The 23,968-nt window shown below is 36.2% G+C and carries 17 protein-coding genes; 13 read left to right on the plus strand and 4 right to left on the minus strand.

Features of this window, described 5'->3' with window-relative positions:
- Positions 1-192 precede the first annotated feature (192 nt).
- Positions 193-966, minus strand: coding sequence for a DUF3891 family protein (locus C1724_RS22660; RefSeq protein ID WP_102349031.1), 774 nt, complete (start codon positions 964-966; stop codon positions 193-195).
- Between the two features lie 383 nt (positions 967-1,349).
- On the opposite strand from C1724_RS22660, the gene C1724_RS22665 reads away from it, so the two are divergent.
- The 4 genes from C1724_RS22665 to C1724_RS22680 all read left to right on the plus strand — a co-directional run bounded on the left by C1724_RS22665 (position 1,350) and on the right by C1724_RS22680 (position 8,401).
- A complete protein-coding gene (locus tag C1724_RS22665) occupies positions 1,350-2,540 on the plus strand; it encodes a hypothetical protein (RefSeq protein WP_102349032.1) in 1,191 nt (396 codons plus the stop codon).
- A gap of 15 nt (positions 2,541-2,555) precedes the next feature.
- On the plus strand, positions 2,556-3,779 hold the full coding sequence (locus C1724_RS22670; protein WP_102349033.1) for a Zn-dependent hydrolase: 1,224 nt from the start codon (positions 2,556-2,558) through the stop codon (positions 3,777-3,779).
- 3 nt (positions 3,780-3,782) lie between these two features.
- Positions 3,783-4,958: an amidohydrolase gene (locus C1724_RS22675; protein ID WP_102349034.1), complete on the plus strand. Its 1,176-nt coding sequence runs from the start codon at positions 3,783-3,785 to the stop codon at positions 4,956-4,958.
- A gap of 245 nt (positions 4,959-5,203) precedes the next feature.
- A complete protein-coding gene (locus tag C1724_RS22680) occupies positions 5,204-8,401 on the plus strand; it encodes a DEAD/DEAH box helicase (protein ID WP_102349035.1) in 3,198 nt (1,065 codons plus the stop codon).
- 83 nt (positions 8,402-8,484) lie between these two features.
- Here C1724_RS22680 and C1724_RS22685 read toward each other — a convergent pair whose 3' ends face one another.
- A complete protein-coding gene (locus C1724_RS22685) occupies positions 8,485-8,904 on the minus strand; it encodes a cupin domain-containing protein (protein ID WP_102349036.1) in 420 nt (139 codons plus the stop codon).
- Positions 8,905-9,110: 206 nt separating this feature from the next.
- On the opposite strand from C1724_RS22685, the gene C1724_RS22690 reads away from it, so the two are divergent.
- The 6 genes from C1724_RS22690 to C1724_RS22715 all read left to right on the plus strand — a co-directional run bounded on the left by C1724_RS22690 (position 9,111) and on the right by C1724_RS22715 (position 15,474).
- The gene (locus tag C1724_RS22690; protein ID WP_102349037.1) at positions 9,111-9,566 is read left to right on the plus strand and encodes a gamma-glutamylcyclotransferase family protein; all 456 of its coding nucleotides are present in this window, start codon (positions 9,111-9,113) and stop codon (positions 9,564-9,566) included.
- Positions 9,567-9,570: 4 nt separating this feature from the next.
- Complete coding sequence (locus tag C1724_RS22695) at positions 9,571-9,960, plus strand: gamma-glutamylcyclotransferase family protein (RefSeq protein WP_102349325.1); 390 nt, start codon at positions 9,571-9,573, stop codon at positions 9,958-9,960.
- A gap of 175 nt (positions 9,961-10,135) precedes the next feature.
- Positions 10,136-11,323, plus strand: coding sequence for an ROK family transcriptional regulator (locus C1724_RS22700; protein WP_102349038.1), 1,188 nt, complete (start codon positions 10,136-10,138; stop codon positions 11,321-11,323).
- Positions 11,324-11,545: 222 nt separating this feature from the next.
- Entirely contained in the window at positions 11,546-13,462 is a 1,917-nt protein-coding gene (locus tag C1724_RS22705; protein WP_102349039.1) for a TRAP transporter permease, read from the plus strand.
- Positions 13,463-13,534: 72 nt separating this feature from the next.
- Positions 13,535-14,371 (plus strand): MBL fold metallo-hydrolase, encoded by an 837-nt coding sequence (locus C1724_RS22710; RefSeq protein ID WP_180994421.1) that lies wholly within the window; start codon positions 13,535-13,537, stop codon positions 14,369-14,371.
- 71 nt (positions 14,372-14,442) lie between these two features.
- Positions 14,443-15,474: a TAXI family TRAP transporter solute-binding subunit gene (locus tag C1724_RS22715; protein ID WP_102349041.1), complete on the plus strand. Its 1,032-nt coding sequence runs from the start codon at positions 14,443-14,445 to the stop codon at positions 15,472-15,474.
- Between the two features lie 1,722 nt (positions 15,475-17,196).
- Here the strand turns inward: C1724_RS22715 and C1724_RS22720 are convergent.
- Positions 17,197-17,700, minus strand: coding sequence for a hypothetical protein (locus tag C1724_RS22720; RefSeq protein ID WP_102349042.1), 504 nt, complete (start codon positions 17,698-17,700; stop codon positions 17,197-17,199).
- Positions 17,701-17,801: 101 nt separating this feature from the next.
- On the opposite strand from C1724_RS22720, the gene C1724_RS22725 reads away from it, so the two are divergent.
- Positions 17,802-18,386, plus strand: a complete 585-nt coding sequence (locus C1724_RS22725) for a vWA domain-containing protein (RefSeq protein ID WP_102349043.1) — start codon at positions 17,802-17,804, stop codon at positions 18,384-18,386.
- Between the two features lie 99 nt (positions 18,387-18,485).
- On the opposite strand, the gene C1724_RS22730 is transcribed toward C1724_RS22725, so the two are convergent.
- Positions 18,486-19,856: an aldehyde dehydrogenase gene (locus C1724_RS22730; protein WP_102349044.1), complete on the minus strand. Its 1,371-nt coding sequence runs from the start codon at positions 19,854-19,856 to the stop codon at positions 18,486-18,488.
- Between the two features lie 145 nt (positions 19,857-20,001).
- On the opposite strand from C1724_RS22730, the gene C1724_RS22735 reads away from it, so the two are divergent.
- Both C1724_RS22735 and C1724_RS22740 read left to right on the plus strand, forming a co-directional pair.
- On the plus strand, positions 20,002-21,528 hold the full coding sequence (locus tag C1724_RS22735; protein WP_102349045.1) for a Ppx/GppA family phosphatase: 1,527 nt from the start codon (positions 20,002-20,004) through the stop codon (positions 21,526-21,528).
- A gap of 141 nt (positions 21,529-21,669) precedes the next feature.
- Positions 21,670-23,781, plus strand: coding sequence for an RNA degradosome polyphosphate kinase (locus C1724_RS22740; protein ID WP_142386586.1), 2,112 nt, complete (start codon positions 21,670-21,672; stop codon positions 23,779-23,781).
- Positions 23,782-23,968 lie beyond the last annotated feature (187 nt).

The following is a 23,968-nucleotide window of genomic DNA, read 5'->3' on the forward strand; positions in this document are numbered from 1 at the left end:
TAAGTAAAAGAATCATACAGTCAAAATATCAAAAAAAGACGACTCAATAAATTCAGTTTTTGAATTTGAGTCGTCTTTTTCTGTCTGTTATCCTTGATACTTTGAAAAACCGTCAGGTTTTTCAGTGGCCTCGACAACCTCCGCTGATTTTTTTGTTCAAATTCATGAATACGCTTTCACTTTCTTGTTTAGCTAGGCTTGAATAAGCTTTACTGTTCTAATTGTATAGGATGTATTTTTGTAGGCTTGATGTAGTCCATTTTTGTAAATGCTTTCTTTAGAAACGGTCTTAAGACGAACGAGTATTTCTGTTTCCTTCGCAAGAGGTGAAATGGAAAGTGTAATCGTTTCCTGATCAAGCCAATTTGCTATGATAAGTTCATGATTTGTAAAGGGGAATTTCTGTGGAAAGCCCTTCCGAAAGAAAGGATATTCATTTGCTTTGTCTACTCCGGGTTCGTTTAAACAAATATAAAGTGAAAGGTTATCACATAACTTTAGCATGTTCAGGTGATAGCCTAACTTCGTTTCGTTTTCTGTGTTTCTATTGATTTCAAGCTCTGTTTTCAACTTTTGCTGCCGAAGCATTTCTGTGGCTGTAAAATCCTTACTGATTGGATCTCTCAAATGGTAGAGGAAAGAGGCGAAATGCAGGCTACAGAGAAGACCGGCGTATTTATTCATTTGTTCCACTTCAGAAATTCCGTTACGATAACACTCAATCTTTGGTTCCAGCGGATAATTTAAAAAGGTATATGGACTTTGAAGGGAAGGATCCCATAAAGGTTCTTTATCTAAAGGTATCCATCCTCGGTCATGTTCTTTTATTGCCAACACGACTGCTTCCTTTTTCTCTAATCCTAAGAAGTGAGCATCGTTCCAATTTTCTGCTATTTCACCTGAAATCAAGGCATGGTCATGTTGAGTTACCATAATAAAAGCTTGTGATTGCTCGACAACGATCATCTGTTCAACCCCCCTTTTAGAACACTTCCTAAAGAAATATAAATAGGTTTATTTCAGTATATAGTCCAATTTTATGTTTTGTACCTTAAATGAATGATTTTATTGTAGGCTTTCTAAAAAGAATTAAAGACTGTTTTGTTCCTTTCTTCGTTATGTACAGGGTACTGACATCTTAACAAACGACAGCATTTTATTTTTAGAGAATAGTAATATCCTGTTAGGGGAATTGATTTTTCATAGGGTACCTTAGTTAAAAGGTTTTATCTTAAACTGATTTTTTATGTAATTTTAGCCAATTGTCTAAATGGTCTTACAATTAAAATTATTTGATGATATTATTTTGATAAAACATTAAAAGAATTCTGAAAAAGGAGGGCATAAAGATGCCACAGATGCTTGCTTTAGTCATTTTACTATTTATTTTATTTATCGGTGAATTTATTTCAATTCGAACAAAGGCATGGGTGCCTTCCGTATTCATTTGTGCGGTACTGTTTTTGTTAGGTTATTGGACATTCTTTCCGCAAGACATAGTCGCCATTGCTGGTATTCCGCCGGTTGTTGCAAATATGATGGTGTTTTTGTTAATTGTAAATATGGGAACATTACTTTCCGTTAAAGAACTAGCTAACCAATGGAAGACAATCTTGATTTCTTTAGCTGGTATAATAGGTATTATTGCTATACTATTTGGTATCGGTACACTGATTTTTGATGTTCAAACAATGATTGTTGCTATACCACCTTTAGTTGGCGGTGTTGTATCGGCTTTGATTATGTCTGAAGGTGCAGCCGAAGCAGGTCTTACAACTTTATCTGTTTTTGCGATCGTAATTTATGTCATGCAAGGTTTTGCAGGTTATCCGTTAACATCTATTTTCTTGAAAAAAGAAGGAAAAAGGCTTTTAGATCAATATCGAAAAGGTCAATTGCAATTAATAGAGACTAATGAGGTAGCGGCAACGTCAGAACATACAAATGAACTTAAGTTATTTAAAAATCTACCTGAAAAATATAATACGGAATACTTTAAGTTTTTAAGACTAGGAATCGTTGGTTTTCTTGCTTATCTTGTTTCAGCATTATTAGCACCAATTGTAACTGTCAATGCACTTGTTTTATGTTTACTGTTCGGTGTTATTGCTAAAAGTATCGGATTTTTGGAAAAACAGACTTTACACAAGGCAAACGGGTTTGGCTTAGCTATCATGGCACTAATGTTATTTATTTTTGACGGTTTAAAAAAGGCAACACCAGAGATGATGGTTGAAATTCTATTTCCACTTGTTGTTTGTATTATTTTAGCTATAATCGGAATGTATATCTTCTCTTTGATAGCTGCAAAGATATTGAAAGTGAGTAAAGATATGGCCTTTGCGATTTCTTTAACTGCCCTATATGGCTTTCCAGCTGATTATATTATCACAGTTGAAGTCATCAATTCTTTATCAACCGACGAAAAAGAAAAAGAAGTATTGACAAGTCATATGTTACCGCCGATGCTAGTAGGTGGGTTTATTTCAGTGACGATTGTATCGGTTATCTTGGCCGGAATTTTCTTAACATTCTTGTAATAGGAGGAATTTGTTTTGAGTATTGCTGAACAAATAGAAAAACAAATAAATGATCTAAGTCAATATACTGCCACACCTGGTAAAGGCACGACACGATTTACGTATAGTAAGGAAGATTTACTGACTAGAAATTATCTTAAAGAAAAAATGAAAGAATATGGTCTTACCGTTACTGAAGATGGTTTAGGAAATATTTTTGGCAAGCTTGAGGGCACATTGGAAGGTGCCCCAAGTGTATTGATTGGCTCCCACTTTGATTCGGTACCAAATGGAGGAGCATATGATGGACCTGCTGGTATTATTGTGGCTCTTGAAGTGGCTCGTCTTTTTCATGAAAATCAATTGACTCCTAAGTATCCAATCGAAATAGTCGCTCTTATTGAAGAAGAGGGATCTCGATACGGTGGCGGCTTAATGGGATCACGTGGAATGGTCGGTTCACTAAGCGAAGAAGATTTTAGAAATTTAAAGGATCGAGACGGAATGACGACAGTCGAAGCAATGGAGAAAATAGGACTCGATTCTTCACTTCCAAAGAGAAGAGATCCTCGTACAATCAAAGCGTTTCTTGAATTGCATATTGAACAAGGGCCAATTCTTGAAGAAAAAAATATACCCATTGGCATCGTAGAAGCGATTGTTGGCTTAACTCAATTTGAAGTAACAATTGAAGGAAAGGCAGGACATGCAGGTACAACACCAATGGAACATCGTGCGGATGCATTGGTCGCAGCTGCCAATATAATTGCTCAATTACCAAACTTAGCTGTTGAGGAAGGGGAAGGAACGGTTATTACAACTGGGCGTCTCCAAGTCTTTCCGAATGGAGCTAATGTCATTCCTGATAAAGTTGTTTTTACAGTCGACCTTCGCTCAGGCAAGGAAGAACACATACAAAATGTCATCAAGAAAATGAATGATTTAATTCAAAGCTTTGATCATCAAGGAGTTCGTACTTCTGTTGAACAGCGCTTATATATGCAGCCTAAAAGTATGAATGAAGAAATTAAAGCGCTATTTAAAGATGCCAGTTCAAAATTAGACATCCCGTTCTGTTCGATTAATAGCGGTGCAGGTCATGATGCAATGGTTTTTTCTGACGTAACCAATGTTGGTATGATTTTTGTTCCTAGTAAAGACGGACTGAGCCATTGTCCGGAAGAATGGTCTGATTCACAACATCTGGCAAACGGTGTACAAATATTTTTTGAAGCTGTTAAAAGATTAACGGAGGTTTAAAAAATGATCTATGAAAAAATTAAAGGAGCGATTCAAGATTATCGTGAAGAACTAATAGAAATCCGAAGAAAATTGCATAGTGAACCAGAATTATCTTGGGAAGAAATACAAACAACAGCTTATGTTTGTGAATATTTAGAAACATTAGGCATTAACTACCGAAAAACAGAACCAACTGGTGTCATTGCGGAAATTCAAGGTGGTAAGCAAGGGAAGACAGTTGCGCTAAGGGCAGACATGGATGCTTTGTCAGTAGAAGAATTAAATGATGATTTATCTTATGCATCGAAAATAGCTGGGAAAATGCATGCCTGTGGACATGATGCACACACTTCAATGTTGCTTATTGCAGCGAAGGCATTGAATGATATAAAAGAAGAATTACCTGGTAATGTACGTCTTATATTTCAACCAGCTGAAGAGGTAGCAACTGGAGCAAAAGAAATGGTAAAACAAGGAGCTGTTGAGGGGGTCGACCATGTATTCGGCATGCATATATGGTCACAAATGCCAACCCATAAAGTTTCATGTAATCCCGGTCCTTCGTTTGCTTCGGCAGATATCTTTAAAGTTACATTCAAAGGCAGGGGAGGACATGGTGCAATGCCGCAGGATTGCATTGATACAGCTGTTGTCGCTTCTTCTTTTGTAATGAATGTTCAATCAGTTGTTTCAAGAACGATCGATCCGCAAAAACCGGCTGTTTTAACGGTTGGTAAAATGGTAGTTGGGACTCGGTTCAATGTTATAGCAGAAAATGCCCACATCGAAGGAACAGTTCGTTGTTTTGATCCTGAAACGCGTGATCATATTGAAAGACAACTACAGGTTTATGCTGAAAATGTAGCGAATACGTATGGCGCTAGTGCAGAAGTGGAATACATCCGTGGTACACAAGCGGTTGTAAATGATGAATATAGTGCTAGGTTAGTGCAAAAAGTGGCGCTTGCAGCATTTGGTGAAGATGTTCTTTATCATGAAAAACCGACAATGGGCGGCGAAGATTTTAGTTTTTATTTGGATGAAGTCCCAGGCAGCTTTGCATTAGTGGGAGCCGGCAATCCTGAAAAGGACACCGAATGGGCGCATCACCATGGAAAATTCAATATTGATGAAGAGGCTCTGGCTACCGGGGCAGAACTATATGCCCAATTTGCATGGGCGTTCTTGAATGAATAAGTAAGAAGCAGGAGAAAACAGACTTTCTCTTGCTTCTTTAGTTATTGCAGTAATTTTGATGAGCCATTTATCGATATTTTGCAGCCTTTTTATAACAAAGTACATACTAGTTAAAAACCTATCCGACCTTATGGTACAATCGTATAATATGATAGGTACCTCAAAAGGTCAGTTAAGCCTTTTATAAAGTATGACATTAAGCACAACTGCGGTGTATAAAGGATCCTTAAGAGAGGAGAAAAGCATTGAACATATATTTAAATCAAAAAATTATTCAAGAAATGTGTGGAGCGGTCTCCTTCAAAAGAGGAGATTCTTTTTATCGTGGCAATAAAGTAACATTTGAACAGTATGATCAAGATGTTTGTCATGCAACCGTTACAGGAGCGGAAGAATTTTATGTTACGGTTGAGAAGGATAGAAACGGTAAAATTCGAACGAAGTGCAGCTGTCCCAAGCTAGTTTCTTTTGAAAAAGATTGTCAGCATATCGCAGCCGTTTTGATTGCTATTTCCGACCATCAACTTCAAGGAACAGCTCCAATTGCTTCAGGCAATAATACCCAAGAGCTAACAGAAGGCTTGTTGAAACTGTTTAATGAACAAACATATAGATCAAGTGGTCATCAAAGTCACTTTGAAAATAGGTTTGTATTGGATGTAAGGTTTACATGTAGGCCGCTTAGCATCGGCATGGAAATCCAAATGTTTTGTATAGAAATGGAGATAGGTGGGACAAAGGTTCAAAACATCAGAGATTTTCTTGAACATGTCAAAGCTGGGAAACCATTCTCACTTTCTTATTCTGTGATTTATGATCAACGTCTTCATTGCTTTCAAAATGAAAATGATGTCGTGATGCAACAGCTTATCCAAGTCATGTATGATGAAAAAGTTTATATGAAAGACAGTTCCTATATGGATTCAATTGATTATCAATCCTTGCTTGTTCCACCTTCTTCTTGGGAACAGCTATTACCTATGCTTACTGCCGCACCTGATGTATGGTTGGCGTATGGAGATATTTTTTGTAAAGGAATTAACAGCACATCTAAAACGCTTCCGCTACGTTTTAACTTTTCTGAAACAGATGATAACGACTATCAGCTTCAGATAAACGGCCTACATGAAATGATGGTAATGCCTTCTTATCGAACCGTTTTATATGATGGTAAAGTTTATCGTCTGGATCATCAAGATAGTCAGCGTCTTTATGAACTTAAACAAATGTTAGATGCATCAGGAACGAATACCATTCCAATTTCCAAGCAACAAATCGGTTATTTTCTTGAGAAAGTGACTCCAGCGCTAAAAAAATTAGGTGACGTTCAGTTTTCCAAATCTATTTCCCAGAAGTTTATGAACACACCATTAGTTGCCAAGCTGTATTTAGATCGCGTTGGAAATCGTTTGCTAGCGGGACTTGAATTTCATTATGAAAATAGTTTGATTAATCCATTGGAAACTCGTGATTTGCCTGAAGGATCAATGTTAATACGAGATGTAGAGAAGGAAGATGAGATTTTACAACTAATTGAGGAAAGCTCATTTGCTAAAACGGACGGTGGTTATTATTTGCATAACGAAGAGTTGGAGTATGAGTTTTTGAGATATGTAGTGCCTAAGTTGCAAAAGCTTGTTCAAATTTATGCTACGACAGCTGTCCGTAATCGGATTTTCAGAGGGAATTTTCGTCCACAAATTAGGGTGAAACACAAAAAAGAACGAACAAATTGGCTGGAATTCAAATTTGAAATGAATGAAGTTCCAGAGAATCAGATTCGTGAGGTATTGATGGCTTTAGAGGAAAAGCGGAAATATTTTCGCTTGAAGAATGGTTCACTTTTATCATTAGATACGAGAGAGTTTGAAGAAATTCAATATTTTTTACGAACAGCTAAGGTTAAGACAAAAGATCTTGCAAATGGTTTGGATTTACCAGTGAATGAATGTCTTCACCTTTTAGATCATGTGGAGCGTAGTGATGTATTTTTGGAAGAAGAATCCTTCCATCAGTTTATTGAAAACCTTCGTAATCCTGGTCGTTTACATTTTACGATACCCGAGAGTTTGGATCCAATTTTAAAGAATTATCAAAAGCAGGGTTTTACCTGGATGAAAACACTTGCTTATTATGGATTTGGGGGCATCTTAGCAGATGATATGGGTCTTGGCAAAACCTTGCAAAGTATCACATATATCCTTTCAGTGCTACCGGATACTCGTAAAAGTAAAATTCCAGTTCTCGTAGTGTGTCCGTCTTCGTTAACATATAATTGGCAGAACGAAATGATGAAATTTGCTCCAGAAATTCAAGCTGTGGTGATTGACGGCAAGCAGACAGAGAGAGCAATGCTTCTAAAGGAATTATCAACAATTGATGTAATGATTACATCTTATCCGTTGTTGCGTCGTGATATTAAATGGTATGAAAAACAGACATTTCACACAGTGTTTTATGACGAAGCCCAGGCGTTTAAAAATCCAATCACGCAAACCGCACGAGCCGTAAAAAAGATTCAAGCAGATGTTCGATTTGCTCTTACCGGAACACCTGTTGAAAATTCTCTAGAAGAGCTTTGGTCGATCTTTCATGTAGTTTTTCCTGATTTGTTTCTTGGTTTAAAGGAATATAGTCATTTAACAAGAAAAACAATTTCGAGAAGAATTCGTCCGTTTATGCTTAGAAGATTAAAAGAGGATGTACTCACAGAACTCCCTAAGAAAGTGGAATATATTGAATCTGTTGAATTGTTTTCTGATCAGAAAAAGCTTTATGCAGCGTATCTTGCGAAACTCAGACATGATACCTTAAAGCATCTCGATAAAGATACATTTCGGAAAAATAAGATTAAAATTCTAGCGGGTATAACGAGGTTAAGACAAATCTGCTGTCATCCTAGTTTGTTTGTAGAAGGTTATAAAGGCAGTTCTGCAAAGTTCAAACAGCTTTTGAAGATTGTAGAGGAAGCAAGACATTCTGGTCGACGAGTCCTTATTTTTTCTCAGTTTACGAAAATGCTTGAACTTATCGGAAGAGAGCTATCGGCGCGGGGTCAGTCGTTTTTTTACCTAGATGGACAAACACCCTCAGAAGAACGAATTAAAATCTGCAACAGATTTAATGCAGGGGAACGAGATTTATTTTTGATTTCCCTAAAAGCAGGCGGTACAGGCCTTAACTTAATGAGTGCAGATACTGTCATTCTATTTGATACGTGGTGGAACCCAGCGGTGGAGGAGCAAGCTGCTGATCGGGCACACCGAATAGGTCAGAAAAACGATGTCCAAGTGATCAAGCTTGTTGCCCGTGGAACAATTGAAGAGAAAATGAATGAGCTTCAAGAGAAAAAGCGGCATTTAATCGAGGAAGTAATTGATTCTGAAGGTGGCCTAGTATCTGTTCTAACGGAAGAGGATATAAGGGAGATATTGATGACTTAGGATGGCAAGAACGGATTGATTAATGTCATGGACTTATTTTTTAGTAGGGGAGGAAGATTCCCCTACTAATGCAAGTCTGATAGTTATATTAATATCTTTGTAGCTTTTGGTGGTTCTTTTAATTTATGTGCATTAACATTTTCACGAGACGTATAATCTATCTTCATGCTTTGTTCATAACTAAGTGCACGACTTCCCATTAGGACCATCTTAGAAGATCCTGTATTTTTAATCCAATAAAATTGACCACCTGGAATTAAGGCTACCATTCCTGGTTTTAACACATCCTTTTTTTCTTTATCTCCGTCTTTGTAATAAACCGTGCATTCACCATCGATACAATAAAACGTTTGATCTGCATTATGACAATGCATTTCGTCGTGATCACCTGGATTATGATAAACATGTAACCAAGTGTGAAATTTTGGGCCATTCATTAAGATTACTTTTCTACTTTCTAAACTATTGGCCATTTCTTTAAGGTTTACAGCTTTAATTGCCAAGCAAATACCTCCTTTTTTATCTCAAATACGTGATAGAGCCTAGGTTAGCTAATATCTATAATATAATGGAATTTTATTTTTATGATTAGATAAGGAAAGTAAATTTTGGGTTATACGAGTAATTTTAAACTAGTAAAAGTCGGTTGTATAAGTGAATTATTTTTCATAAAATAAAGACTACATGTAAGACGAAAGGGGAATGCTACATGGCTAATTATTTTGCATATGGAAGTTGTATGAGCTTAAAGGATATTAGGAGGACGGTTGGAACTGCACAATATGTAGGACCGGCAACTTTACAGAATTACCGCCTTGGTTTTACGAAATTCTCTAAGGGTCGCCAAGGTGGTGTAGCGGATATTGTTCCAGCAGCTGGAGAAAAGGTAGAAGGCATTGTATTTAGTGTGCCTGATTTTATTGCATTAGACAGGCGTGAAGGCGTCCACATCCAAGCTTATAAACGTATATCTTTAAAAATAGAATTGCAGACCACGGGTGAAGAGGTCGAAACTGAAACCTATACAGTTGTACATAAGGAAAAAGAGGAAATTATACCATCAGAAGAGTATATGAATATAATATTAGACGGGGCATGCAATCTATCAGAGCACTATCAAAACATGCTGAAAGAACGTTTTGATAAATTTAAAAAAAGGAAATGATACAATGAAAAACACGTTTAAAGTATTTGTATACGGGACATTATTGGTTGATGAATCGAATCATCATGTTGCAAAACCATATCTTCACTCCGTCGAACCTGGAATAGTAAAAGGTTTTTTATACACTGTTGGACCCTATCCTGCTTTACTTGCGGACCCAAATGGAATGGAGATTAAAGGTGAATGGTTCACAGTTGATGCTGTTGGATTAAAGCGAATGGATGAACTTGAAGGCTATCATGAAAACAGAGATCAAAATTATTATGAAAGAATAATAATTAATGATTGCTATAGTAATGCCGAAGGATTTGTGTATGTATTTAAAGAAGAACAAGTAGCAGGTTTGGATTTAATAGAATGTGGATCATGGCGAGATTATAGAAATAATAAATGATGGGATGGAACTGGAAAAGGACTGTATTGTAATTTTCAAGAATTTGCAAGATAGCAATAAGTTCCAAAAAGTACACTAATGCAGCAATAATTAATTTAAGTTATCAGTTGTTTTAGCTCTATTATTATTTTATACTATCATTACTTTATTGCTATGTAGGAGGGAGGAATAGCTAATGTTAAAAAACTTTTTACAAGATCACTCTGTACAGAATCAGCCATTAAGAGAAATATATAAATATATTTATGAGAATGCTCCTGTTTCTCGTGCGGATATTATTAAAAAGACAGAACTAAATCGTACAAAGGTTGCCCATTTATTAGAAGAATTACTAAGGATGGGGTTTATATCGCATTTTGGATACGGGGAGCCAACAGGAGGAAGGCCGCCTGTTTTATATAAAATTAATTCAGAATGCAGCTATATCATTGGGGTTCAAATTAACCGGATCCACACCAGGGTAATATTATTTGATTTATTGTTTAATACTGTTGAGGAAGAAACAGTAGCGATGACCTATTATCACACGCCAGATGTTATAATACCGAAAATAATAGACATCATTGAATCGTTTAAGAATACTTTTAATTTTTCATTAGACGAGTTGGTTGGAATTGGCATCGGTACGGTGGGACCTTTAGATCGGAACAAAGGTATTATTTTAAATCCTAACCCTCCCATTGCAAAAGACTGGGTAAATGTGGCCCTTGTTGACGAAATTAAAAAGAAATTTCCTGTGAAAGTTATCTTAGAAAATGGTGCGAATGCCATTGCGCTTGGAGAGTTTAAGGAGATTGGTAGTCCTATTCAGAATTTGTTAAATGTTACCGTTGGTTGGTCTTGGGGCTGCGGTGTGATTGTTGATGGAAATTTATTAGAAGTTAAAAGCGGAGATGTAAGTGGTTACTCACATATGATTCTTGAAGTTGATGGGAAAGATTGCTCTTGTGGGAAAAAAGGATGTGCAAATGCATATACATCTGTTCATGCGTTGCTAAATGATATTAAATTGAAAGCACCAAGTCTTTATGATGAATATATAAAAAATATTGATCAAATGACGTTTGATGAAGTGATGAGATTTTTATTGTTAAAGGAGTCAGTGGTCGAGGATTCGGTTATCAGTTCTGCACGCTACCTTGGAATAGCAGTTGCTAATATGGTAAATATGTTTCATTCAGAAGTAGTGATATTAAACGGTCCGTTAATTGATTATTATCCAAACTATTTTGAGGAAGTCACTCACCATGCCATGTTAAATCTTTATCATAAAGAAAAAATAACAATGAAGAAAGCGAAATTTGAAAGTGAATCTGCTTTAAAAGGGAACGCTGTACAAGTATTTGATTTATTCCTAGAATAGAGTGAATAAAAATCTGAAAATAAATATAATTTTAAATATTGACAAATTATGTGGAATGTAATAAATTTTATTTATCCACTTTTGCACAAATACTGCAAAAGTATTTACGAAAGATTTATCATATTTTGAAAAGGTTTTCTTATTGGATTGGACCTGAGGGCATGCTCAAAATATGAAACTAAAATTCTATTTATCTATCAAAATTTCATAAGGAGGTACTTCATGAATCAATGGACTATTAAGCTTATTAGTGCATTAGCATTGATAATGGCCATATTTCACCTTTATGCAGGTGGGATTCAACTCTTTCCGGCTACACAGCAAAGAGCAATACATATAGGTCTAGCTTTTGCATTAATATTTTTACTGTATCCTTTCTCAAGGAAAAAGAAGAGTGGGGCAGAAAAGCCAATTTTAATGGCATCGAATGTAGTGCTTGCTATAATTTCGATTTTATCAGGAGTATATATTTTTACACACTTTATGGAGCTTGCGACATCGTTGAATTCTCCTTCAACGCTAACCATGCTAGTGGGTATTCTAGTTATTTTAATGACATTAGAAGCATCTCGAAGGATTTTAGGTTGGAGTTTGCCAATCATTTCATTAATATTTATAGTTTATGCGTTTATCGGGGATAAATTACCGTTAATGTTTGCACATTCAGGATTTTCGTTAGAAAGAATTGTTACGCAGGTTGGCTTGAGTAATCAAGGTATTCTTGGTCTACCGCTCGGTGTTTCAGCCACTTACATTGTACTGTTCATAATTTTTGGCTCTTTGCTAGAAAAGTCTGGGGCGGGTAAGTTATTTATTGATTTGGCAATGGCGCTTGTGGGCAGATTTCGTGGCGGTGCTGCTAAAGTATCTGTAGTTGCTAGTGCTTTGTTTGGAACGATCAGTGGGAGTCAAGTTGCAAATGTTGCAACAACAGGTGTTTTAACAATACCGTTAATGAAAAAAGGGGGCTACAAAGCAGAATATGCTGGTGCAGTTGAAGCGGTAGCATCAACAGGCGGGATGTTTTTACCACCTGTTATGGGAGCGGTTTCATTTCTAATTGCCGACTTCCTTCAAGTAGATTATGCACAAGTAGTGATTGCAGCATTTTTGCCTGCGTTGTTATATTTTATTGCAATCTTTATTATGGTGGATTTGAAAGCTGCGCAATTAAATACACAGGTTCAAGTTACTGAGGAAATTGAAACGCCCAATGTTAAAAAGCTCTTGGCAGAAAAGGGACATTTGTTATTACCACTGTTAGTTTTGATCTTTTTGCTACTAGTTTTGCAGTGGAGTCCACCATTAGCAGGATTTTGGTCGATTGTTTCGATTCCGATTGCAAGTTTAATAAAGAAAGAAACACGAATGAAGGTAAAGGATATTATTGAAGCCTTACAGCAAGGTGTTAAGTTATCTTTAATGGTTGCAGCTGCAACCGCTTGTGCCGGTATTGTAATTGGTGTCATCAATATGACGGGAATGGGTCTTCGTTTTTCAGGATTACTAGTTGAATTAGCTGGCGGAAGTTTATTTATGCTATTAGTCTTAACAATGCTTGCTTCAATTATTATGGGAATGGGTCTTCCACCGGTGGCATCGTACATTGTTCTAGCGATTTTAGCGGCACCGGCTATGACAAATCTAGGTGTTCCAGCAATGGCTGCACATCTATTTATCTTCTATTATGGTACTCTATCAGCTATTACGCCACCTGTAGCTTTTGCGGCTTATGCGGCTAGCGGTATCTCGGGTGCCGATCCAATGAAAACAGGGTTTGTCGCCGTACGTTTAGCTGCGGTTGCCTTTATCGTACCATTTATGTTTGTGTATGGTCCTGCATTAATTATGCAAGGATCAGTTACATCTATTATATTATCCACGATTTCGGCAATCATCGGTGTGTATAGCTTAGCGGTTGCACTAGAAGGTTATTTAAAACAACGTATAAAATTTTATTCACGATTATTATTGTTGGTTGGCGCGTTCTTGTTAATTCATGTTGGCGTTGTAACAGATGCTATTGGAGTATGTATTGTAGGTCTGATATTGTTGTTTGAATTGAAAAGAAAAGCCGTTACGAATAGTCCTTTAAACACTGAAAACTCTATTGGTACCGTAAATAACATTGAAAATTAAAATTTTTTAATAACTTTTGCACAAATCATGCAAAAGGAAGATAAATATTAAATCTAGTAGGAGATGATCATTATGTCAAATGTATCAGTTGTAATGTTAGGAACAGGCAGTCCACGTCCAAATTTAAATCGCTCTCAACCGGCGCAAGCATTAGTTATCGATAAAGAAACGATTTTAATTGATTGTGGAGAAGGCACTACAGCGCAGTTAATGAAAGCAGGAATTGCCCCAGAGTCTATAAAAACTTTAATTATTACACATTTACATTCAGACCACACACTGGGATATGGTCAATTTTTATTAGGTGGATGGGGTCAAGGAAGATCTGAATTAACCATAATCGGCCCGAAAGGAACAAAAGCATTCCATGATAGCATTGTGAACATGTACTCTTATGATATTGATTATCGCTGTTCACTTGGTCGCTCAGGTGCAGGTATTCGTGACGTTAGAATTATCGAGTTTGATGAACCGGGTGAGTTAAAGGAAAATCCGCTACCATATAAAATTACGACAGCACGAATGATTCACAATGTTCCAACATTTGCTTTCCGTTTTGAAATTGGTGAAAAAGTGGTTGTTATTTCGAGCGATACGGCTCCGAATGAAGAAATTGTGGAATTAGCGCAAGGCGCTGATATCCTTGTTCAAAATGCTGGACTGACACCTGGAGTAAGAAGTGCTGCTCTTGAAAAAATTTGGGCAAACCTTCAGAAAGAGCATTGTTCTCCAGCTCAAGCAGGCACAATTGCCGAAAGAGCAAAGGTGAAAAAAGTTGTTTTAACTCACTTTCTACCAGAAGCAGACGCAACGATTGCTTTTAATGAAGCATCTACGGTATTTACAGGTGAAGTTATTGTTCCTGAAGATTTACAAGTCATTAAGGTAGATCAACTAATAACTAAGTAATGCTTTATATTAAATTTTTATAAATACTTTTGATTAATAGATGTAAAAGTACAATCGAAAAGGAGACTAAGATGAAAAAGCAAATATGGAGGAATTTGGTTGTCGGTATGTTAATTTTATTGCTGATTATTACTGCGGGGTGCTCTAGTAATTCTTCAAGTTCTAGTGAAAGTAATTCAGATGGTAGTAAAGCTGAAGGATATTCTGGTATTGTTCCAATATATACGCCTGGAGCGGGTGGAATTGCCTATATCTTAAGTGCAGGAATTAGTCAGGTTGTAAATAATTCAGGAGCACTACCAAATGTTCAACTCGCGACCGAAGCTACTAATGGAAGCGCTGATATTATGCAGTTTGTTTTAGATAAACATAAGGAAGGAAAGCCCGCATTTGGGGGATTAGCTGCCTCAACAGTTTCAAATTTGTATGAAGGTGAATATGGACCAATTGAAGGAGCGCATCCTGAGTTAAGAGGAGTTGGGTTCCTAAGTCTTACAGCTCTGCATGTTGTTGTGCCTGCCGATTCAGATATTAAAGATTTTAGTGATTTAAAAGGTAAAAAAGTTGCGGCATCACCTGGAGCAGCAACAACAACATTATTGATGCAATTATTAGAAGAAGAGTATGGTCTATCTGAAAGCGACTACACTTATGTTCCCATTGATTACGCTGAAATTCAACAAGGCTTGCAGAATGGTAGCATTGATGCTGGTCTAATAAATGGAGCAATCCCAGCACCACTTGTCAAAGAAACAGAATCACTAACAGATATACGTGTTCTATCCGTGGGGAAAGAAGAAATGGAAAGCTTTTTAGAAAGTTATCCTTATCATGGTTCAATGACAATAGAAGCTGGAACCTATAAAGACCAAAAAGAAGACATCCTTGTACCACTTTTACTAATAATCTATGCTACACATGAAAAAACAGACGATGATATTGTTTATAATCTTGTTAAAACAATGCTAGAAAGTGGCGACCAATTAGTTGATATCCACCCCGAGGCAAAAAATATTAATGGTGATACGATCTTAAACGGTGTTGCTGTTCCGCTGCATGCTGGAGCAGAAAAGTATTATAAAGAAAAGGGAATAATTGAGTAGGTAAAGTTTCAAAATACTTGAACCGAAATTATCCTGAATGTATGGCGTTCTTAATATTATGATCGTGCTAGTTGAGCTTTATGCTTAACTAGCATTTTTTTAATCTAATAAACTGTAGTTTTAATCTTTTTTTGGAAATACAACAATAAAAAGGCGTTTTGAGCTAGGATCCAATTTTAATTCTGACAGGAATAGAAGGAAAACGGAGTTTGAAGTCAGAATCTGGTGGTAATTCTGACAGGAATAGAAGGAAAACGGAGTTTGAAGTCAGAATCTGGTGGTAATTCTGACAGGAATAGAAGGAAAAAGGCAATTTGAGTCAGAAGCAGGTATCAATTCTGACAGGACCAGAAAGAAAAAGGCAATTTGAGTCAGAATCAGGTAGCGATTCTGACAGGAATAGAAGGAAAGAGACGTTTGGAGTCAGAATTAGGTATCAATTCTGACAGAAACAGAAGGAAAAAGCTGAATAGAGTCAGAATCAGGTAGCGATTCTGACAGGAATAGAAGGAAAGAGACGTTTGGAGTCAGAATTAGGTATCAATTCTGACAGAAACAGAAGGAAAAAGCTGAATAGAGTCAGAATCAGGTAGCGATTCTGACAGGAATAGAAGGAAAGAGACGTTTGGAGTCAGAATTAGGTATCAATTCTGACAGAAACAGAAGGAAAAAGCTGAATAGAGTCAGAATCAGGTAGCGATTCTGACAGGAATAGAAGGAAAAAGGTAATTAGAGTCAGAATCAGGTATCAATTCTGACAGGACCAGAAGGAAAAAGGCAATTAGAGTCAGAATCAGGTATCAATTCTGACAGGAACAGAAGGAAAAAGGCAATTAGAGTCAGAATCAGGTATCAATTCTGACAGAAACAGAAGGAAAAAGGCAATTAGAGTCAGAATCAGGTATCAATTCTGACAGAAACAGAAGGAAAAAGGCAATTAGAGTCAGAACTAGGTATCAATTCTGACAGAAACAGAAGGAAAAAGGCAATTAGAGTCAGAATTAGGTAGCGATTCTGACAGGAATAGAAGGAAAAAGGCAATTAGAGTCAGAATTAGGTAGCGATTCTGACAGGACCAGAAGGAAAAAGGCAATTAGAGTCAGAATCAGGTATCAATTCTGACAGAAACAGAAGGAAAAAGCTGAATAGAGTCAGAATCAGGTATCAATTCTGACAGGACCAGAAGGAAAAAGGCAATTAGAGTCAGAATTAGGTAGCGATTCTGACAGGACCAGAAGGAAAAAGGCAATTAGAGTCAGAATTAGGTAGCGATTCTGACAGGACCAGAAGGAAAAAGGCAATTAGAGTCAGAATCAGGTAGCAATTCTGACAGAAACAGAAGGAAAAAGCTGAATAGAGTCAGAATCAGGTATCAATTCTGACAGGACCAGAAGGAAAAAGGCAATTAGAGTCAGAATCAGGCAGCAATTCTGACAGGACCAGAAGGAAAAAGGCAATTAGAGTCAGAATCAGGCAGCAATTCTGACAGGACCAGAAGGAAAAAGGCAATTAGAGTCAGAATCAGGTATCAATTCTGACAGAAACAGAAGGAAAAAGCTGAATAGAGTCAGAACCAGGTAGTAATTCTGACAGAAACAGAAGTAAAAAGGCAGTTAGAGTCAGAATCAGGTATCAATTCTGACAGGACCAGAAGGAAAAAGGCAATTAGAGTCAGAATCAGGTATCAATCCGGACAGGATCATTTTTACATAAGAATACAATTCATTTAGTTACCCCATTTAACGGCTTCAAATTAAAATATTCCAAAGCCTCGTTTACATCATCGATATCGTAAATTTTCTTCTCGATGCAAAACTGAACAATTAAATCATATGTTTCACTGTCAGACAACGAATAGCCAGCAGAACTTAATAACTGGTCCATATCGGCTTTGTTTACCTCTAGCGCTAAGGCTAGGGCAATGATCGTATTTTTACCAGGTCTATAAGTAGGATTAGAGCGTATTTTTGAAAAAAGTTTACGGTCAATTCCAGCTTTTTTATATACTTCAGCATCAGTATTTTCTTTTTTATCAATTAAGTTAAATAAAACTTGTTTCAGTGTAGGTTTCTGATTTTTTTTAATAAAAGTTTCAAGTTCAATAGGTTGGATATTTTGTAGGATAATATCTTCATTGTAATGTATGGTTTCGCAAACTTCATTAATACTGTATAAGTGGTTATGTACATATTCTTGCATTTCTCTTAGTACCTGTTTATTAAGCATTTCATCTACCCCCCACTCAGGAAATGTCGCCTAACAAGCGACCCAAAATCGGATTCTCTCAGCTATGATTATAGTATACCAAATGTGAGAGGATGATTTTAATGAATGATCATATAACAGAAATTATTTTTTTACTAGATAGAAGTGGTTCAATGGCAGGGCTTGAAAGGGATACGATTGGTGGTTTTAATACAATGGTTCAAAAACAGTCTCAACTTGAAGGAGAAACGTACTTAACGACTGTTCTTTTCGATCATTGTTATGAGATTTTGTGGAATGGCGTTAAAGCCCAAGATGTAACCCTTACAGAAGAGGACTATTTTGTAAGAGGTAGTACAGCACTACTTGACGCAGTTGGTAAAACCATTATAGATGTGGGGTATAGATTGTCACAAACTAGAGAGGAAAAAAGACCAGGAAAGGTTATCTTTGTAATCACAACAGATGGATTGGAGAATGCAAGCCGTGAATTTACTTACGAAAAAGTAAGGGAGCTTATTAACCGCCAACAAGAGAAATATAACTGGGAGTTTATTTTCATGGGGGCAAACATTGACGCTGTGAAAGAGGCAGATAGTATCGGGATCAAATTGGAACATGCTTTTAACTTTGAATCAACATCAGTTGGTGTTGAGGAGATGTATAATGTGATTGCAGAAGTAGTAACCGAAATAAGAGACAAATAGAGTTTAACATTCATTGGCGGGCCATGAACCTTATGAAGTAACGGCAGCATGGCCCGAGTTTTTGATAAGTTTTTAAAACATATTTTTGCTATAACACCGTCATTTTAAAAACAGCTTAAGTTTCTTTAATCCATTTTTTACGTTCGGATAGCGAACCGGAATATCAAATAATGTCGTTTGTTTTAGCACGCTTTTACGATGGGAAAAAGTATAAAAGCTCCCTTTTCCATGATAAGCCCCTATTCCACTACTTCCAACTCCGCCAAAGGGGAGATAGGGTGAAACAAGATGGTAGACGGTATCATTAATACAACCGCCTCCGAATGAAATGCTGTTCACAACATTATTCTGTATGCTCTCACTTTCTGAAAATAAATAAAGTGCAAGTGGATTAGGGTGATTATGAATACCCTCTATCACTTCAGATAAATGGTTATAATCCATGACAGGTAATATAGGTCCAAAAATCTCATCCTGCATGACAGTATCGCTCCATGTGATATCCGTAAGTACAGACGGTTCAATCGTCAACGTTTCTAGATTTGATTCGCCACCCATCCAAAGTTCTCCATCGCTTAAAAATGAACATAAACGATTAAAGTGTCTATCGCTTACAATTCGAGTATAATTTGGATTTTCTAGTGGGCGTTCACCATATAATTCTGCAGTATAGTTCTTAAAATGCTTTAAAAATTCATCTTTGATGCTTTGGTGAAGATATAAGTAATCCGGTGCAACGCATGTTTGACCTGCATTCATGAATTTCCCCCAAGCAATCCGTTTTGCTGCCAATTTAAGGTTTGCATCTTTATGTACAATGCAAGGACTTTTACCGCCTAATTCAAGTGTAACCGGCGTTAAATTTTTAGCTGCGGCTTCCATGATTTTTTTTCCGACAGGCACACTGCCCGTAAAAAAGATATAATCTACATTTTCTCGAAGTAAATCTTGACTGGTTTCAACTCCACCTTCTATTACCGAAATAAAATTCTCCGGGTATATTTCCTTTATTAGCTGAGCTAATATACCCGATGTTTTTGGCGTAAGCTCTGAAGGCTTTATGATTGCACAGTTTCCTGCAGCAATCGCACCAATTAATGGTGCAATCGCTAGTTGAAAAGGGTAATTCCAAGGTGATAGTATGAGCGCTACACCATATGGTTCAGAATAAATGTAACTTGTTGAACCAACATGTGTAATCGGAGTTTTGACTTTTTCTGGTTTCGTCCAAGAACGTAGGTTGCTTATGGTAAACCGAATCTCCTCAAGCACAACTCCAATTTCGCTAGAATATGCTTCAAATTCTGATTTATTTAAGTCTTCCTTTAAGGCCTTCAAAAGTGGGGCTTCGAACTTTCTAATCATAGTTCTAAGTTTTTGAAGCGCTTTTAATCGGAACTCTATATTTTTCGTTGTACCTGTTCTAAAAAACTCTTTTTGCTGTGTAATTAAATGATGGTAATCTGCCACATATATCCCTACCTTAATTTTGGAATAATAGTTATAGTTAAACATTTGAACTTTCAATTGAATAGTTGCTGTGCAGATTCAGCAGCTCGTTATTTTTATATGGTATAATATACCTTATTTAAAACACAAGGTGCTGGTGTTAAACGTGAATGAACAAAAGTATGCAATTATTGATATAGGATCAAATACAGTTCGATTAGTTATATATTCAGGTAGTCGAAGCGGTAGATTAAAAGAGATTGAAAATGTAAAAGTGGTGGCTCGCTTGCGAAATTATTTATCGGAAGACGGCATTCTTGAACTAGAGGGGCTAGATGTTCTATTAGATGCTCTTCGAGGATTTCACCATGTTATAAGACATCATGAAATTATTGAAATTAAATGCGTAGCTACGGCAACCATTCGCCAAGCGAAGAATCATCAATTCATTATTGAAAAAGTGAAAGAAGAAACAGATTTTTTAATCGAGATTTTATCAGAGTATGAGGAAGCCTTTCTGGGCTATTTAGCTGTTGTTTATTCCACACCTTTTGAGAATGGAATAACGATAGATATCGGTGGCGGTAGCACTGAAATCACCCTTTTTAAAGAACGGAAGTTATTGTACTATCATAGTTTTCCTTTTGGTGCACTTTCATTAAAAAAACAGTTTATTACAGGCCAAGTTCCTGTAGTGGATGAGTTGATTATGTTAAGAGAATTTTTGGAAGAACAATTTAATACGCTAGAATGGCCTAGAAATAACCAGTTGCCTATTATTGGTATTGGCGGTAGTGCGCGCAATATGGTCCAAATACACCAAGCATCTATTGAATATCCACTTGCAGGTGTACATCAGTATATGATGGCTAAAAAAGAGATCCATCAAATAGCTGAATGGCTAGAGTCGATGACTTTTTCTGAATTACAGCGAGTGGACGGGTTGTCAAAAGATAGGGCCGATATCATCATACCAGCAGTAGAGGTTTTTAGATGTTTGCTTGAATATGTTCAAAGCGATGTATTTGCTTTGAGTAGGAAAGGGTTACGAGATGGTGTTTTTTATCATTATCTTAATAAGAACTCCGACGAATCACTTCCAAATGTAATTGAAACAAGTCTACAAGAATTAGCTGAAGATTTTAACATAAATTTAGATCATGTGTCACAAGTAGAGCTCTGTGCGAAACAAATTGCACGATTATTGAATAACTTAGGTTTGGCGTCCTTTACTACTCACGATCTTGACCTTTTAAAACGGGGAGTGTTTGTATATAATGTCGGCACTTACATTGATACAGAATCTAGCAGTCAACATACGTTTTATATATTAGCCAATCGCACCATTAATGGTCTATTGCATAAAGACCAGATTATTTTAGCCTTAATCGCTTCTTTTAAAAGCAAGGATGTTTTCAAAAGATATCTAACTAGCTATAAAAAGTGGTTTACCAAAGAAGAGGTTATAAAATATCGTTTGATCGGCGCTATTATAAATTTTGCATATAGTTTAAATGCAACCAAAAGAGATATTATCGAAGAAATCGATATAAAGGAAAAAGAAGGTGAACTAACTTTTTATATAATTTGTAAAAAGGATTGGAAACCAGAACTAAATCAAGTTGATAAACAGAAAAAGCATTTAGAAAAACAGCTAAATAAATCGATAACAGTACGATATTCATTCGCTTAGTAGAAATTTAAATGAATACCCGTTATCCCAATATTCTTGACACACACTTAACAAAAGATTTACAAAGGATTAATATTTCAGAATACTGTTAATGCTATGATGAATTTGTAGAGAATTGTCGAACAAAGGGTGTTATAGAAGATGAATATGGTAACTACACAACCTATAGAATTAAATAGTCCATTGTATTACAACAATAGAGAGCTTAGTTGGCTGGCATTTAATGAACGAGTACTAGAAGAATCGCTTGATGAGCGCAATCCATTGCTAGAACGATTGAAGTTTTTATCTATTTTCAGCTCTAATCTTGATGAATTTTTTATGGTACGTGTTGCCGGACTTAAAGATCAAGTAAAGGCTAGTTTTAATAAACCTGAAAATAAGGCTGGGATGACACCTAAACATCAATTGAATGAAATATCGCGGATAACCCATCATTTAGTGAAACTACAATATGAAACGTTTTCGAAACTACTATTACCGCAGCTTTTAGAAGAAGGTATTGAGTTACTGTCAATGGAACGTCTAACGAGTGAACAACTAAGGGACTTAGAAAATTATTTTGATGAACAAATCTTTCCTGTTTTAACTCCACTAGCAGTAGATGCATATCATCCATTTCCGATGCTGTTAAACAAAAGTATGAATCTAGCCGCCGTAATTGAAGATACTGCTGCGACCGACCAACAACCCCTAAAAAAGGCAATTGTTCAGGTCCCTTCAGTGTTAGATCGATTTGTGCGCATAGATTCAATAACCTCGAATGTCCAATTAGTGTTATTGGAGGATATTATTAGCTACTTTATTGACAAATTATTTAAAGGATACAAAGTCATATCTGTTTCTGTTTTCCGGATTACTAGAAATGCAGATATGACAATACATGAAGAAGGCGCGCGGGACCTATTAAAAGAAATCGAGGCTGAATTAAAGAAACGAAAGTGGGGAGCGGCTGTTCGCCTTGAAATTCAACGCAACGGCTTTGATCAAGACATTTTAGAATACCTAATTGAGGAACTTGAAATTCATGAAAAAGATGTCTACGAAATTGATGGACCATTGGATTTAACTGTTTTTTTTAGCTTTTATAAAAAGATAGCTAAAATACGTGAGCATTTAATATACGAAACACTTATACCTCAACCGCCACGTGATTTAGCATCAACAGAAAATATATTTGATAAGGTGTCAGAACAAGACGTGTTTTTACATCACCCCTATGAATCGTTTAAACCAGTTGTTGATTTTGTTTCCGAAGCGGCAGATAATCCTAATGTATTAGCTATTAAACAAACCCTTTATCGTGTAAGTGGTAGTTCACCCATTATTGATGCATTAAAGCGTGCTGCTGAAAATGGTAAGCAGGTAACTGTTTTAGTAGAACTAAAAGCAAGATTCGATGAAGAAAATAATGTTCAATGGGCAAAAGAACTTGAAAAAGCGGGCTGTCATGTTATATATGGAATGAACAATTTAAAAACACATAGTAAAATTACACTGATTGTTCGGAGAATTCACAATCGAATAGAGCGCTTTGTACATCTAGGTACAGGGAATTATAATGATCAAACAGCTAAAATATACACAGATATGGGGTTACTAACCTCAAAACGAAAGTTTGGTCTAGATGCTACCAATTTTTTTAATTATTTAAGCGGGTATACTGAGAAACCAGAATTTCATCACTTATCAGTAGCTCCATTTGATATTCGTGAAGACTTTATAAAATGGATTGATGAAGAAATTGCATTTCAGAAAAGATGTGGGAATGGTCGGATTATAGCCAAGATGAACTCGCTTACAGATAAGATGATCATCATAAAGCTGTATGAAGCATCAAATGCGGGTGTTAAAATTGATCTTATTATTCGTGACATTTGTTGCTTACGTCCAGGAATTAAAGGAGTTAGCGAACATATCAAAGTAAGAAGTATTGTTGGCAGGTTCCTAGAACATTCTCGAGTTTATTATTTTCATCATAATGGTCAGGAAAAAGTCTTTCTTTCATCAGCGGATATGATGACAAGAAATATGGAGAAACGGGTGGAGATCCTTTTTCCAATATACGAGGGGATTATCAAAAAACGAATAAAAAGAATCTTAGAAATTGAACTAGCTGATAATGTCAATGCACGTGAACAAGATGAATACGGTCATTACCATTATGTTAGTAGAGTTAACAATGAAACTGAAGTTGATAGTCAGTTGGTATTGTTTAACGATGCATATCATGTTTCAGACGATGAGGAATGATTTTGTTTATGGATATGTTCAGAAAATACTTCGTCATTTGCCATTAAGGCAAATGACATTGCTTTCTACTAAACTACTAGATTTAATTAAAAGATTTCACAAATATTTCACAAGATTTTTTGAATTAAACTAGTAAAATTATCATATGAACATATTCAAATTGTTAATAAGAAAAATATAAAGGCTA

It is taken from the genome of Bacillus sp. Marseille-P3661 (genome assembly GCF_900240995.1).
Classification (GTDB): Bacteria; Bacillota; Bacilli; order Bacillales; family Bacillaceae_J; genus OESV01.

Excerpts from the sequence above, each read along its gene's own strand:
- C1724_RS22660 (WP_102349031.1), bottom strand. The coding sequence starts at position 966 with ATGATCGTTGTCGAGCAATCACAAGCTTTTATTATGGTAACTCAACAT.
- C1724_RS22665 (WP_102349032.1), top strand. The coding sequence starts at position 1,350 with ATGCCACAGATGCTTGCTTTAGTCATTTTACTATTTATTTTATTTATC.
- C1724_RS22675 (WP_102349034.1), top strand. The coding sequence starts at position 3,783 with ATGATCTATGAAAAAATTAAAGGAGCGATTCAAGATTATCGTGAAGAA.
- C1724_RS22690 (WP_102349037.1), top strand. The coding sequence starts at position 9,111 with ATGGCTAATTATTTTGCATATGGAAGTTGTATGAGCTTAAAGGATATT.
- C1724_RS22695 (WP_102349325.1), top strand. The coding sequence starts at position 9,571 with ATGAAAAACACGTTTAAAGTATTTGTATACGGGACATTATTGGTTGAT.
- C1724_RS22700 (WP_102349038.1), top strand. The coding sequence starts at position 10,136 with ATGTTAAAAAACTTTTTACAAGATCACTCTGTACAGAATCAGCCATTA.
- C1724_RS22705 (WP_102349039.1), top strand. The coding sequence starts at position 11,546 with ATGAATCAATGGACTATTAAGCTTATTAGTGCATTAGCATTGATAATG.
- C1724_RS22710 (WP_180994421.1), top strand. The coding sequence starts at position 13,535 with ATGTCAAATGTATCAGTTGTAATGTTAGGAACAGGCAGTCCACGTCCA.
- C1724_RS22715 (WP_102349041.1), top strand. The coding sequence starts at position 14,443 with ATGAAAAAGCAAATATGGAGGAATTTGGTTGTCGGTATGTTAATTTTA.
- C1724_RS22720 (WP_102349042.1), bottom strand. The coding sequence starts at position 17,700 with ATGCTTAATAAACAGGTACTAAGAGAAATGCAAGAATATGTACATAAC.
- C1724_RS22725 (WP_102349043.1), top strand. The coding sequence starts at position 17,802 with ATGAATGATCATATAACAGAAATTATTTTTTTACTAGATAGAAGTGGT.
- C1724_RS22740 (WP_142386586.1), top strand. The coding sequence starts at position 21,670 with ATGAATATGGTAACTACACAACCTATAGAATTAAATAGTCCATTGTAT.